General features: G+C 70.2%; 14 protein-coding genes. 5 read left to right on the plus strand and 9 right to left on the minus strand.

Annotated features, from left to right (window positions below; all coding sequences use genetic code 11):
- The first annotated feature begins 35 nt into the window (after positions 1-35).
- The 4 genes from AB0H93_RS03280 to AB0H93_RS03295 are packed head-to-tail and all read left to right on the plus strand — an operon-like array spanning position 36 to position 3,939.
- Positions 36-779: an IclR family transcriptional regulator gene (locus tag AB0H93_RS03280; protein WP_358566607.1), complete on the plus strand. Its 744-nt coding sequence runs from the start codon at positions 36-38 to the stop codon at positions 777-779.
- Positions 776-1,726 (plus strand): formimidoylglutamase, encoded by a 951-nt coding sequence (gene hutG, locus AB0H93_RS03285; RefSeq protein ID WP_358566610.1) that lies wholly within the window; start codon positions 776-778, stop codon positions 1,724-1,726. Before AB0H93_RS03280 ends, hutG begins: the two co-directional genes overlap by 4 nt.
- A complete protein-coding gene (locus AB0H93_RS03290; RefSeq protein WP_358566613.1) occupies positions 1,727-3,208 on the plus strand; it encodes an ABC transporter substrate-binding protein/permease in 1,482 nt (493 codons plus the stop codon).
- Entirely contained in the window at positions 3,208-3,939 is a 732-nt protein-coding gene (locus tag AB0H93_RS03295; RefSeq protein ID WP_358566616.1) for an amino acid ABC transporter ATP-binding protein, read from the plus strand. Before AB0H93_RS03290 ends, AB0H93_RS03295 begins: the two co-directional genes overlap by 1 nt.
- Before the next feature lie 143 nt (positions 3,940-4,082).
- On the opposite strand, the gene AB0H93_RS03300 is transcribed toward AB0H93_RS03295, so the two are convergent.
- The 9 genes from AB0H93_RS03300 to AB0H93_RS03340 all read right to left on the minus strand — a co-directional run bounded on the left by AB0H93_RS03300 (position 4,083) and on the right by AB0H93_RS03340 (position 12,245).
- Positions 4,083-5,027 carry an NADP-dependent oxidoreductase gene (locus AB0H93_RS03300; protein ID WP_358566619.1) on the minus strand — a complete coding sequence of 315 codons (945 nt, stop codon included), beginning with the start codon at positions 5,025-5,027 and terminating at the stop codon, positions 4,083-4,085.
- Between the two features lie 187 nt (positions 5,028-5,214).
- Entirely contained in the window at positions 5,215-6,138 is a 924-nt protein-coding gene (locus tag AB0H93_RS03305; protein WP_358566622.1) for a phosphotransferase, read from the minus strand.
- Between the two features lie 133 nt (positions 6,139-6,271).
- Entirely contained in the window at positions 6,272-6,553 is a 282-nt protein-coding gene (locus AB0H93_RS03310) for a hypothetical protein (protein ID WP_358566625.1), read from the minus strand.
- Positions 6,554-6,655: 102 nt separating this feature from the next.
- A complete protein-coding gene (locus AB0H93_RS03315) occupies positions 6,656-7,060 on the minus strand; it encodes a hypothetical protein (protein ID WP_358566909.1) in 405 nt (134 codons plus the stop codon).
- The gene (locus AB0H93_RS03320; protein WP_358566628.1) at positions 6,958-7,257 is read right to left on the minus strand and encodes a TetR/AcrR family transcriptional regulator; all 300 of its coding nucleotides are present in this window, start codon (positions 7,255-7,257) and stop codon (positions 6,958-6,960) included. The genes AB0H93_RS03315 and AB0H93_RS03320 overlap by 103 nt, the downstream gene beginning before the upstream one ends.
- A gap of 10 nt (positions 7,258-7,267) precedes the next feature.
- A complete protein-coding gene (locus AB0H93_RS03325; protein ID WP_358566632.1) occupies positions 7,268-7,915 on the minus strand; it encodes a class I SAM-dependent methyltransferase in 648 nt (215 codons plus the stop codon).
- 168 nt (positions 7,916-8,083) lie between these two features.
- Complete coding sequence (locus AB0H93_RS03330) at positions 8,084-9,172, minus strand: C45 family peptidase (RefSeq protein WP_358566635.1); 1,089 nt, start codon at positions 9,170-9,172, stop codon at positions 8,084-8,086.
- Complete coding sequence (locus AB0H93_RS03335; protein ID WP_358566638.1) at positions 9,169-10,797, minus strand: amidohydrolase; 1,629 nt, start codon at positions 10,795-10,797, stop codon at positions 9,169-9,171. The genes AB0H93_RS03330 and AB0H93_RS03335 overlap by 4 nt, the downstream gene beginning before the upstream one ends.
- A gap of 11 nt (positions 10,798-10,808) precedes the next feature.
- The gene (locus AB0H93_RS03340; RefSeq protein WP_358566641.1) at positions 10,809-12,245 is read right to left on the minus strand and encodes a cytosine permease; all 1,437 of its coding nucleotides are present in this window, start codon (positions 12,243-12,245) and stop codon (positions 10,809-10,811) included.
- A gap of 124 nt (positions 12,246-12,369) precedes the next feature.
- Between AB0H93_RS03340 and AB0H93_RS03345 the strand changes: the two genes are divergently transcribed.
- The gene (locus tag AB0H93_RS03345; RefSeq protein ID WP_358566644.1) at positions 12,370-12,996 is read left to right on the plus strand and encodes a TetR family transcriptional regulator; all 627 of its coding nucleotides are present in this window, start codon (positions 12,370-12,372) and stop codon (positions 12,994-12,996) included.
- The last annotated feature ends 54 nt before the right edge of the window (positions 12,997-13,050 follow it).

Below are 13,050 nucleotides of genomic sequence, written 5' to 3' on the forward strand. Positions count from 1 at the left end.
GGGCAGCTGGTCACCGCCGACGTAGCGTGCCCGCCGTGACAAGCCCGGAAACCAACCGGAAAGCCGGTACGCGAGCAGCGCGGATCCTTGCCGTGTTCGCCGAGAGGGAGAGCGCGACGGCGGAGGAGATCTCCGCCGGTACCGGGATCCCGTCGAGCGCCGTGTACCGGCACCTGACGACGTTCGTCGAAATCGGGCTGGTGCACCAGGCGCGCACGCGCGGCCGCTACTGCGCGGGGTCGCTGACGGTGCAGATGGCCGAGAACTACCGGCGCGAGGTGCTCAGCCAGGGCGGGGTGAAGCGCCGCCTCCGGCGGCTGGCGGCCGACACCGACGAGCTCGCGGCGTTCCTCATCGCCCGCGACAACGACGTGCTCTGCGTCGAAGCGGCCGAGGGGACGCGCGTCGTCCGGTGCAGCTTCTCCCCCGGGCTGAGCAAGCCGCTCACCTTCGGCGCCAGCGCCCAGGCCCTGCTGGCGCACCTGCCCGAGGACCGGGTCGCGCGCGCCGCCGCGGCGCACGGGCTGACCCCACCGCAGGTCCACAAGCTGGAGATCGACCTGCGGCGCGTCCGGGGCCAGGGCTTCGCGGTGAGCGTCGGGCAGGTCGATCCGGGCGTGTGGGGCGTGAGCGTGCCCGTGCTGGACCGGAAGCAGAACCTCGTCGGCGTGGTCAGCACGATGGCCCCGGACTTCCGGGTCCGGCCTCGGCACGATTCCCTCGTCACGCTCACGCACGCCGCAGCGCAGGACATCAGCAGACTGGAGGAGTACGCGTGAGCACATCCGTTCCCGATTGGACCGGACGCGTCGACGGCCCCGGGCCGGAACATCGCAGGTGGCACAACGCGATCAACGAATCACCCGGTGTCACCGGCGCTTCGCTGATCGGTTTTCCCTGCGACATCGGCGTCCACCGCAACGGCGGTCGTCCAGGGGCCCAGGCGGGGCCGGGCGCGATCCGCGCGGCCCTGGGGGGTTTTGCGATCCAGCCGGAGGTCGTCGTGCACGACGCCGGCGACGTCGCGGTCGCCGGTGACGCCCTCGAAGCCGCGCAGGACGACCTCGCCGAGGCGGTCGCGGAACAGCTCCGCGGCGGAAACCTCCCGGTCGTGCTCGGCGGCGGGCACGAGACCGCCTACGGTTCCTACCTCGGGCTCGCCCGCAGCGGCCTGCTGGACGGTCGGCGGCTGGGCGTGCTCAACCTCGATGCGCACTTCGACCTTCGGGAGGCCGATCGCGCGTCGTCCGGCACCCCGTTCCGGCAGATCGCCGTCGGAGAAACCGGGCGCGGCGCCGAATTCACCTACGCGGTGATCGGAATCAGCCAGCCCAGCAACACCGCCGCGCTGTTCGCCACCGCGACCGAGCTCGGCGTCCGCCACCTCCAGGACCTCGACTGCCAGGAACGGCACATCGAGGACGTCCTCGAATTCGTCCGGGCCTTCATCGCGGACGTCGACGCGCTGTACCTGTCGATCGATCTCGACGTGCTCCCCGCCGCACAGGCGCCGGGGGTCAGCGCTCCTTCGACCCTCGGCGTACCCGCCGGTGTCGTCATCGAGGTGTGCCGGCTGGTCGGCGGCGACCCGAAGCTCGCCCTGGCCGACATCACCGAACTGAACCCCGCCCACGACATCGACAACCGCACCGCTCGGATCGCGGCCCGCCTCGTGCACACGATCGTGACGAGCGCCGCCGACCGGTCTGTCCCGGAAGGACACTGAATGCCCCGTCAGCGAACCTGGGCGCGGCTCGCGACCGCGCTCGTCGCCTGCCTGCTCGTGCTCGTGCCCACGAGCGCGACGTCCGCGGCAGAACCGCCCACCGCCAAGCTCGACGCGCTGCGTTCCGGGCAGGCCACGCTCCGGGTCGGCACCGATGCGACCTTCCCGCCGTTCGAGTTCACCGACGCCCAGGGAAAGCAGCTCGGTTTCGACATCGACCTGGTCCGGGCGCTGGCCGCGCGGGCCGGTATCAAGAACGTCGAATTCGCCCAGATGCCGTTCGGCAACATCGTTCCCGCGCTGCAGGCGAACCAGATCGACGTGGGCGCCTCGGCGATCTACATCAGCACCGAACGCGCCAAAGCCGTTGATTTCTCGGACATCTACTACCCCGGCGGCCTCGCCATCTTCGCGAACGAGAAGGACAACTCCATCGCGTCGCTCGGGGACCTCGCGGGCAAGCGGGTCGCCGTCCAGGTGGGCACGAAGTCCGTCGAGTGGCTCAAGCAGCACCAGCCCGCCGCAGAGCTGATCACGGTGCAGACCAACGAGCAGATGTTCTCGTCGGTGCGGCTGGGGCAAGCGGACGCCGTCGTGACCGGCGCGCCCGCCGGGAAGTACTTCATCGCCCAGCAGGGCGGCCTCAAGCAGATCGGTGACCGCCTGACCGAGGAGAACTACGGCTACGCCTTCCAGAAGGCCGATCCGGCCCTGCGGGACGCGTTCAACACCTCGCTCAAGCAGATGCACGACGACGGCTCCTACGCGCAGATCACCGAGAAGTGGTTCGGCGCGGAGACCACGGCGGCCAAGCCGGGCGGGCACCCCCTGTTCAACGTGGCCACCATCATCGAGTCCTCGGGCCAGATCTGGCAGGGCCTCCTCGTCAGCATCCAGGTCATCCTGAGCGCCCTGGTGCTCAGCCTGCTGCTCGGCACCATCGGCGGTTTCGCCAAGCTCAGCCGGATCGCGCCGCTGCGGTGGCTCGGCAACGCCTACGTCTCGGTCATCCGCGGGACGCCGTTCGTGGTCCAGCTGTTCTTCATCTACTTCGGACTCCCCCAGCTCGGCCTGCAACTCCCGCCCATGGCCGCCGGGATCATCGCGCTCGGGCTCTACAGCGGCTCGTACGTGACCGAGATCTTCCGCGGCGCCGTGCAGTCCGTCGACCGCGGTCAGCTGGAAGCGTCGCGGTCGTGCGGGATGTCGCACGCCTCGGCCATGCGCCACGTGATCATCCCGCAGGCCTTCCTGCGCATGCTCCCGCCGCTGGGCAACGAGTTCGTCTCGATGACGAAGAACTCGGCGCTGGTGTCCTTCGTGACCATCCACGAGTTGTTCCTCGTGGGGCAGACCATCATCTCGCGCACCTTCGACGCGCTGACGGTCTACCTGTTCATCGGCCTCCTCTACTACCTGATGACCAACCTCATCGGTTTCGCGACGAGCACCATCGAGAAGAAGATGGCGGTGTACATCTGATGGCACTACTGGAAGTCCGGGACCTGACCAAGGTCTACGGCGACGTCAAGGTGCTCGACGGGATCGACTTCACGATCGAGCCCGGCGAGGTGGTCGCGGTGATCGGCCCCAGCGGCGGCGGGAAGTCCACCTTCCTGCGCTGCCTCAACCTGCTGGAAACCCCGACCTCCGGCAGCGTGCGGTTCGACGGCGACGAGCTGACCGGGCGCGGTGTCGACCTCGACCGGCTGCGGTCCCGGATGGGCATGGTGTTCCAGCACTTCAACCTGTTCCCCAACATGACCGTGCTGCGCAACGTCGTGCTGCCCCAGGTGAACGTGCTCAAGCGGTCGAAGGCCGAGGCCGAGGCGAAGGCGCGCGGCCTGCTGCAGCGCGTCGGCATGCTCGAACGCGCGGACGCTTACCCGAACAGGTTGTCCGGCGGGCAGAAGCAGCGCGTCGCGATCGTCCGCGCCGCCGCGATGGACCCGAAGCTGATGCTCTTCGACGAGCCGACGTCCGCGCTGGACCCCGAGGTCGTCCAGGACGTTCTCGACATCATGTCCGAGCTCGCCCGCGACGGCATGACCATGGTCGTCGTCACCCACGAGATGGGCTTCGCCCGCAAGGTCGCCGACCGCGTCGTGTTCGTCGACGGCGGGAAGATCGCCGCCGACCTCCCGCCGGAGGACTTCTTCTCGGACGGCAACGCGAATCCCCGCATCCGCACCTTCCTGGACAAGGTGCTCTGACCGGCTCCGCTGCCCGGACGTGCCTGCGCAAGGCGCGTCCGGGCGGCGGGCCAGCCCTGGCGGATCGGGCTCGGTGCGGGCGACGGCTGCACACCGAATCCGAACACCGCCGAGCCTTCCTCGGCACCGCCGTGGCGGCGCCGTCAGGAGAAGTCCAGCACCAATCTCCCGCGCAGGCCGCCTGCCTCCAGCAGGCGGTGGGCTTCGGCCGCTTCCTCGGCGGGGAGAACCTTGGCGACGCGCAACGTCAACGTGCCGTCCTCGACCTGGCGGCGAAGCGCGTCCAGCCCCTTGGTGTCGGTGATGCCGTCGGGTGCCATCACCGGGTGCACCCTGATGCCTCGCTCGGCCGGGCCGGACCAGCCGCGGAGTTCGGCCAGCGCCCCACCATCCGCGATCGCGGGCACTACCTCGGTGGTCTGGATCGAGCCGTCCACGAGGCCGGCAACGCCGTCGGGGACCAGCGCGCGAATCCGATCGGCGACATCGGTGCCTCGCTCGACGACGTGGTCGGCACCGAAACCACGCACGAGCTCGACGTCGTGCGGGGCGGCGTCGGCGATCACCGTCAACCCGTCGGCTTTGGCCAGCTCGACCGCGTATCCGCCGACGGCGCCGGCCGCGCCGGTCACGGCGATGACCCCACCGCGCGACACGGCCAGCGCGTCCAGGGCAAGACGTGCGGTCATGGCGTTCATGAGCAACGTGGACGCCGCGGGGAAATCCGCGCCCTCCGGGGCGGGCACCACCGAGGCGGCCGGCACGACGACCTGTTCCGCGTAGGCCCCGCCGTGTGGGCTGATGAACAGCACCATGGCGATCACCCGCTGCCCCACCGCGAGTCGGTCGTCGGTCCCGGGCCCGACCTGGTCGATCACGCCCGCCACGTCCATGCCGGGCACGAACGGGGGCCGGCGGCCGGGCATGCGGACGGCGTGACCGCCGGTTCGCAGCATCACGTCGGTGGGACTCACCGCGGCGGCATGCACACGGATGCGGACCTCGCCGGGGCCCGCTTGCGGTTCGGGCAGATCCAGAACCTGGAGCGCTTCCGGGCCGCCGAAGTCGTAGACACCAATAGCCTTCACGCCCCGTGCAACCTGCCGCACCGGCACGAAATTCCGCCACACGCAGGCATCGTGCGATGACCCCTTGGAACGCAGAAGACTTCTCTGCGCTAGGCAAGTCGACGCGCCGCAACAGCCGTCGCTTGTCGCCTGACCTGTACCGGCCCCCTCAAGAAGCTAGGTGAAACAGTCGAAGTATGCCGCCGATCTACTCGTGGAATCGGGTCAGACGCTCGCTCAGGACCCGGTCGAGCGCCGCCCGTCCCGCCGGACCCCACGCCGGCTTGCCGCCGGGCAGGCCGCGGTCCCCGTTCTGGCCCATCAGCATCAGGAAGAGGCTCTTCAGCGCGGCCAGCCCGCGGGCGCGCCGGACCGTAGCCTCGTCAGCCTCCGCGTACGCGGCGAAGAAGCGTGCGGCCGCGCCCGCCGGCAGCAGCACCCAGGCGGCCGCCAGGTCCGACGCCGGGTCGCCGACGAACAGGTCGCCGAAGTCGACAACGCCCGCCAGCGTCCCGTCCGCGACGACGACGTTCGCGGGATGCAGGTCGCCGTGCACCCACACCGGCGGACCCTCCCATGCGGGGGCCGCGACGGCGTCGTCCCAGACGGCCCGGACGTCAGCGGCGTCGGAGCCGATCGCGTCAGCGTCGACGGAGTCGAAGAACTGGTCGAAACCGTCCGCGCAGTCCTTGGGATGCGCGCCGCGGCCCGTATCAACCGGTGCGTCGGCGGGCGCTGCCACATGCAGCGCCCGGAGGAACGCCGCCAGGGTGTCGGCCGCGTGCTCGCCGCGGGTGATCGACCCGTGGTCCAGCGGCAGGCCCGGCACCCACGTCACGACCGTCCAAATCTTGGGGAAACGCTCGGAGGGCGCACCACTCCGCACCGGGACGGGGATCGGCAGCGGCAGGCGCGGGGCGAGCAGCGGCAGCCACCGGCGCTCCTTGAGCTGGTGATCGGGGCCGGTGTCCATGCGCTGGATCCGCACGGCCAGCTCGTCCCCGAGGCGCCACATCTGGTTGCCCCAGCCGCCCTCCACCTCGCGGAGGGGCAGCTCGGCCAGGTCCGGATGCTGGTCCCGCAGCAGGTCGCGGATGAGACCCGCGGTGATCTCGGTCTCGATCTCGGTCATGCGGAGCAACCATACTGGGGTCGACCACGACAACGCTGTCCGACCGTTCCGACGTGCGATCGATGCGCAAGCTCCAGAGCATCACACCATCGCTGCTGCCCCAAGCAACCATGCAGCAGAGTGCCCGGTCAGGTCAGAACTGACCGGACACTCCTATCTCCGCGAACAGTACCGTCGGTTGGATCGCCACCGCTGTGGGCGCAGTGGCGATCCAACCGGACTCTGGTTGTCGAGATGCGGCGACGGTCGGCATGCCGAGATTGACCTGGCGGGTGATGCGCGTCAGCCTCAATGCGTCGGCTCGCTTTTCGCGCGAGCACTGGAGGGTCCGGTCGATCCCCTCGATCTCGCCCAGCCAACCCTCGGACACGGCGCGCTTCCTCCGCTCGTCCAAGTCGGTCTCCAACTCGTCCAAGCGGGGCAGCATTTTCGGATTGATGTGCAACTGCGAGCACCTCAGGCAAGCGTGCTCATGCGGGCGCGGGAGGCAGCACTCATGGATCAACGGCATCCGGGTTCATCGGCGTTCCTCGTCCAACGTCTGGTCGTCTCCGAGCACCTTGCGCAGAATGAACGCGTAGAGGACGCGCAACTCCTCACCAGTCACGGGAGGGTTGCTGTGCTGCACGCCGATCAGCACGAGGTGCAGGAGCCGAGCCATCTGCGATGAGTCCTCCGGGGTCGCAGCGAGTTGCTGGCACAGGCCTCGCAGGTACTCGATCCGCGTCCGGTCGATCTGCGCCTGCACCTCGTGAACCTCGGTGCTTTGGGTCGCCCACGCGCGAACGGCGCGCTCGGCGTCAGGCCGCTCATCCGTGGCTACCAACATCGCCAGGCGTTCCAGTCGCTCGAGGGGCTGTCCTTCGGCATCGGCGGTGTCGATGTAACGCGTCGTGAACTCGGTCGCGAAATGATCCAGCAATGCCGTTCGGAAGGCCGCCAGCCCCCGAAGTGGTGGTAGAAGGATCCCTTCGTGAGACCCAGCTTCGTCGCCAGACGGTCGATCGTCAGCGCTGGCACCCCCTGGTCGGCAAGGATCTCGAGCCCAGCATCGAGCCAGTCCTGCTTTCCCGACATCTTGATCTCCTTCTGTTCGTCGAGCACCACGCCGTGCCGCATGGCTTGGTGCTCACGTGGCGTAGCCGCGGTGGAGGGCGACGATTCCCCCTGTGAGGTTTCGCCATTCGACCCTCGACCAGCCGGCCCGCTGCATCCGCCGCGCCAGCGCGGGCTGGTCGTCCCAGGCACTGATGGACTCGGTGAGGTACCCGTAGGCGGCCGGGTTGCTGCTCAGCGCAGCCAGCGGCGGCAGCGCGCGAACCAGGTACTTGGTGCAGAGGAGCCGGAAGGGCGGCCATGCCGGATGGGACAGCTCGCAGACGACGATCCGCCCTCCGGACCGGGTGACGCGCAACATCTCGCGCAATGCGTCATCCGCGTGCTGGACGTTGCGGAGCCCGAAGGAAATGGTCATGGCGTCGAAGACGCCGTCCGCGAAGGGGAAGCGGGTGGCGTCGCCGGCGACCAGAAGCAGTTCCGGACGGCGCTTCTTGGCTTTTGCCAGCATGCCCAGCGAAAAGTCGCACGGGACGACAAGGGTGCCCTCCGCGGCTAGCGGCGTCGACGATGTGGCCGTGCCTGCCGCGAGGTCGAGAACACGCTCGCCGCTTCGTGCACCCACAGCAGCCACGACGGCCTTCCGCCACGCTCCGGCCTGCCCTAGGGAGAGCACGGTGTTCATGAGGTCGTATCTGGCCGCGACGTCGTGCTTCGCCACTCCGCCGATCCGGCCCACGGGGCACATTGGGCGCGGGCCGGATCTTGGTTTCAGCAGGGGTTGTCATCCGACGCCGTGCACGAGCACCGATCCGGCTCTGTCCGCAGTGGACACACGAGAGGACGGATCATCGTGGACGCTGGCGCATCCGGGCGATCTGGTCGCCGGTCAGGCCCGCAGCTCGTACCAGGGGCGCGAGTCGTGCTCGGCCGGGGTTCCGTCGAGGATCCGGGCGGTGCGGCGGGCGGGGTCGAGCATGATCGTGGCGAGGCTGGCCCAGCGCTGGCCGAACTCCTCGCCCAGGTCCGGGTTGCAGGTCACGGGCGGTTCTCCGGGGCCGGTGATGAGCTGGCCGACGAGCTCGTCGGCGCTCTGCGGCCGGGTGCGGTCGAGCCTGTCCTGGAGGAAGGCGAAGCGCTCCCCCGAATCGGGCTGGTACAGCCAGGACTTCTCGTGCGCGGCGGGCGCCGGGGTGAGGAAGTGGTTGGTGCGCAACCAAGTCCCGGGAACGACCTCCGGCACTTCGAAGATGCCTTCGGGGCTGATGTCGAGGAGCACCGCCCGCGCGGTGTCGAACAGCGCGAACGAACCGGAGGAAGCGATGGGCGCCTCGCGCAGGAGTTCCAGCGCGTGCTCGACGCTTCCGGCCTCTTCGAGGACGCATGCGGCGAGGACGTGCACGGGGATGCCGCCGACGCCATCGTCCCGGTGGCCGAGGATGTTGAAGTGGAGCGCGAGCCCGGCGTCGTTCACGCCGATCTTGGCGAGGATGCCGTGCTCGGTGATCCCGGCGTAGCGGTGCGCGCCGCCTGCCGAGTCGATGGTGTGCCAGTACGGGCCGATCTCGACGTGCCAATCCCAGGTCTGCACGCCGAAAATCGCTCCGGCGCCGCTGTCCCGCACGATGGTGGAGCATTCGCCCGGGGGCACGGTGCGGCTGCGCGCGAGGATCTCGGTGCGCGCGTTCAGGGCCGCCACCCGCCAGGTCTCGACGCCCGCACCGGCGGCGATGCCCTCGATCTGCTCGGCGAGCCGGGGGCGGAACGCGGCGATGGCGTCCAGCGCGCGGTCGGCATCCGCACGGACGGTGTCCTCGTCGATGCTTCCCGCCGCGAAGAGGCGGTCGTAGGTGTCGATGGCGCCGGGAAGTGCGGCCGCCAGCTGATGTCCGCGCGCCCGGCCGCGGGCGCGCGGGTCCGCCTCGTCGACCGCGATGCGGAGGCGGGTGGCGGGCCGTTCGAAGGTGCTGTCGGTCATTTCGGGAGGTGCTCCTTGGCTGCGTGGAGGACGGCGCCGTCGACGACGGTCGCGAGGACCGGGTTGGCCGCTTGCCGTTCCGGCGACAGGGTCAGCGGGTTCTCGGCGAAGACGGTCAGGTCCGCGCGGTACCCGGGTGCGATGCGGCCCAGGCGGTCGTCCGCCCCGGCGGCGATCGCGGTGGCACGGGTCATGCCCGCGTGGGCTTCGCGCGCGGTGATGCGCTGGCCCGGCTGGACCGGGGGCGCGTCGGGCTCGTCCACGGGGCGGCGGAGCTGGGCGTCGGCCAGGGCGACGCGCGGGTCGCCGACGCCGATCGGCCAGTCGGAGCCGAGGGCCACGGTGGCGCCGTGGTCGATGAGGTCCCGGGTGCGCCAGCCGTGGGCCACGCGTTCGGGGCCGATGCGGCGCGACCAGTTGTCGTTCTGGCCGGGGTCGGTCATCCGCGTCCCGTGGACGGGCTGCAGGCTGGCGACCACGCCGAGTTCCGCGAACCGGTCGAGCAGGTCGTCGGGGATCGATTCGACGTGCTCGATGCGGTGCGGAGGCCCGGCATGGGGATGGCCGACCTCCTCGATCACGTCGAGCGCGAACCGGACCGCCTGGTCGCCGATGGCGTGGGTGGCGGTGGGGATGCCGCGTTCGGTGAAGAAGCGGACGGCGTCCCGGTAGGCGTCGAGGTCCTTCCACAGCGGACGGCGGTTCTGCCCGTGCACGTCGGGGTGCTCGAACCAGGCGGAACCGTTGTCCGCCGTGCCGTCGAGCATGAACTTCGCGCCCTCGACCGACCACCGCCGCCCGGACAGGGCCTGCTTCGCGGCGACCGCCTCCCACGCCTCGTGCCCGGAGTCGGCTGCGACCAGCGGCGAGCAGCGCACGCGCAGGGGAAGGTCGCCTGCCGCCTCGATCTGCCGGTACACGGCCTCGGACGGGTCGTCGAAGTCCATCGCGTGCAGCCCGGTCAGGCCCGCCGCGGCCAGCCGGTGCAGCTGCTCGGACACGTACCGGGCCGCGGTCGGGACGGGGATTTCCGGGTAGTGGGCGAAGATCAGGTCCATCGCCCGGAGCTCGACGACGAACCCGGTCGGTCGCCCGTCGGCGCCGGTGGCGATCCGGGAGGCGTCGTCGAAGGTCTCGGCCCCGGTGATCCCGGCCAGCTCGATCACGCGCGGGCTGACCACGAGGGCGTGGGCGTCCCGGGTCATCAGGGAGACGGGGACGCCCGGGAACCTCTCCCCGATCACGTCCCCGGACGGCTCGCCGTCGAACACGTTGATGTCGAGGTCGAAGCCCACCACCCAAGCCCCGTCGGGCAGGCCCGCGAGGTGCTCGGCGATCAGCGCGAAGACCTCGTCCAGCGCGCGTGCCGCGCCGAGGTTCAAGCCGCGGCCGAGCTCGATGGATCCCCACACGGGATGGGCGTGCGCATCCGTCAGGCCCGGGAGGACGGTCGCGCCGGGGAAGTCGTGGACGACCGTGCCGGGTCCCCGGTGGGTCTCCAGGATCTCGTCGCCGCCGACGGCGAGGATGGTGCCGTCGGCGATGGCGATGACGTGGGCATGTTCGCTCGGCTCGTGGTCGAGGTTCTCGATGTGCGCGGCGCGCACGATGCGATCGGCGGTCATGTCGTTCCTGATCAGTTCACTGTGGACGGAATGGTGCGGAAAGCGCGGGAGAGGATCCAGTAGAGGACGGCGGAACCGATGATCCCGACGGGCAGCGCGAGGTTCAGGCCGTCCATGGCGGCGGAGACGGGGCCGACGAACGAGCTGGAGCTGGCGCAGAGCGTCGCCGCGAGGACACCGGCGACGGTGGCCAGCGCGCCGGCCCAGTTCGCCCCGCCCCGGTACCAGAAGGGGCCGCTCCTGGTCTGGTCGTGGAGCGCGACGCCGTCGTACCGGTTGCGGCGCAGGACGACGTCGGTGGCGTAGACGGCCATGCACGGGCCGGTGATGACGACGACCAGCTCGAGCATGGTGTTCACGGCGGTGAGGAAGTCGAAGACGAGGATCGCGAAGAGCGTCATCGCGGTGCCGATGACGCCGACGACGAGCACGGCGGGAACGCGCGGCAGGCGCACCCCGATGGACTGCATGCACAGTCCGGCGCTGTAGGCCGTCATGCCGTTGTTGGCCATCGTGTTCACCACGACGGCGATGACGAAGACCGGGGCGAACCAGGCGGGCATGATGCTCTCCAGCGCGGCCTGGGGATCGCTCATGTCCAGGGCCGTCGCCGCCAGGGCGCCGACGGAGGTGAGCACGATGCTGGGCACGATCGCGCCGGCGGCGGCCCAGCAGGTGACGGCCGTGCCGCTGGTCGACCGGGGCAGGTACCGGGCCAGGTCCGGGCTGTTGGCGTACGACAGGGGCGTCGAGGCGACGATCGTGAACGCGGCCGCCAGCACCACGACGTGCGAGAAGCCGGTGAGCGGTTCCGCCGGGGCGTAGCTCCAGTCGGCGCGGACCACGACGAGGGCGGAGACCACGAGGAACACGATGGTCAGGACGACGGTGAGCGCGGTGTAGAGGCGGACGATCGTGGCGTGGCCGTAGATGGCGATCAGGATCGTCGCGGCCGCGATCGCGCAGATCACGGCGGCGTCCAGCGCCGCCGAGTCCGGCAGCCCGAGCTGCCCGGCCAGGCCGATGCCCGCGACCGACGCGGCGGACCAGTTCAGCGCGAGGTACAGGGCCGAGATCAGCCACCCGGTGATCGCGATGACGACCTTGTTGCCGAGCACTCCGTACATGGCGCGCGAGATGACCGAGCCGGTGGTGCCCGCGGCGGGCCCGCTGATGGAGATGAATCCGGTGATGAACCACAGCAGGTTCCCCGCGACGATGACCGCGATGGACTCCGCGAGGCCCAGTCCCATCAGGATCGTGGTCGCCCCGACCACGAAGCTCAGGTAGCTCACGTTGGGGGCCGCCCAGATGGCGAAGAGCTCCCGCGCGCTCCCGTGCCGTTCGGCATCGGGCACGACGTCGATGCCGCGGGTCTCGATCCGCCCGGGACGGTCGGTACCGGCCGTCCCGGGGCGCGCCTCGGGCGCGGATGGGGGCTGTCTCATGGTTCTTCCTTCAGTCGGACGAACGACGGCGTTGTCCTCGCTGCCTCGGGGTATGAGCCGACGGGGAAGTTATTGGCGTGTGCACCAATAGACTGTTGGCGCCAGATTCAATAGGGTGATCCGCGTGACGTCAACCCCTCGCACCCGCAAGGACCCGGCAGAGCGCCGGGCGGAGATCCTGGAGGCCGCGGGCCGCCTCGCCCTCGAGCAGGGGCTCGAGCGGGTCACCATGAAGGCGGTCGCCGACGAGCTGGCGGTCCGGCCCGGGCTCATCAGCCACTACTTCGGCGCGATCGACGCCCTGCTGTGCGAGGCCTTCGCGCACGCGGCGTCCCGCGAACGCGCCTCCCTGCTGCCTCCCGAGGAGAGCTCCCTGCCGCCGCGCGAGCAGCTGGCCAGGTTCCTGCACCGGATCGACGGGGCCGCATCCCCGAACCTCGGGCGGCTGTGGCTGAACGCGCGGCACCTCGCGCGGTACCGGCCGAACCTCCGGCAGATCGTCGAGGAGCAGGAGACCATCACCCGGCAGGCGCTCACCGGCATCGTCGCCGAAGGCGCGCGGTGCGGTGATTTCGCCACCGACGATCCCGAGCGCGCGAGCGTCGTGATCCTGGTGACGATCGACGGCCTCGACTCCTACTCGAACTGCGAACCGCCATCGCACCCGACGACGGCGAACCTGGTGTTCAGCGTCGCCGAGACCGCGCTGGGACTCCCCCGCGACAGCCTGCTCCACGCCACCCACCCGTGACCCCCGCGGGAACCAGTTGAGTACGAGCGTCGGCCTGGATGTCCTGTCGCACCG

It is taken from the genome of Saccharopolyspora sp. NPDC050642 (genome assembly GCF_040654735.1).
Lineage (GTDB): Bacteria > Actinomycetota > Actinomycetes > Mycobacteriales > Pseudonocardiaceae > Saccharopolyspora > Saccharopolyspora elongata.

Excerpts from the sequence above, each read along its gene's own strand:
- AB0H93_RS03290 (WP_358566613.1), top strand. The coding sequence starts at position 1,727 with ATGCCCCGTCAGCGAACCTGGGCGCGGCTCGCGACCGCGCTCGTCGCC.
- AB0H93_RS03295 (WP_358566616.1), top strand. The coding sequence starts at position 3,208 with ATGGCACTACTGGAAGTCCGGGACCTGACCAAGGTCTACGGCGACGTC.
- AB0H93_RS03305 (WP_358566622.1), bottom strand. The coding sequence starts at position 6,138 with ATGACCGAGATCGAGACCGAGATCACCGCGGGTCTCATCCGCGACCTG.
- AB0H93_RS03320 (WP_358566628.1), bottom strand. The coding sequence starts at position 7,257 with ATGCGGCACGGCGTGGTGCTCGACGAACAGAAGGAGATCAAGATGTCG.
- AB0H93_RS03330 (WP_358566635.1), bottom strand. The coding sequence starts at position 9,172 with ATGACCGACAGCACCTTCGAACGGCCCGCCACCCGCCTCCGCATCGCG.
- AB0H93_RS03335 (WP_358566638.1), bottom strand. The coding sequence starts at position 10,797 with ATGACCGCCGATCGCATCGTGCGCGCCGCGCACATCGAGAACCTCGAC.
- AB0H93_RS03340 (WP_358566641.1), bottom strand. The coding sequence starts at position 12,245 with ATGAGACAGCCCCCATCCGCGCCCGAGGCGCGCCCCGGGACGGCCGGT.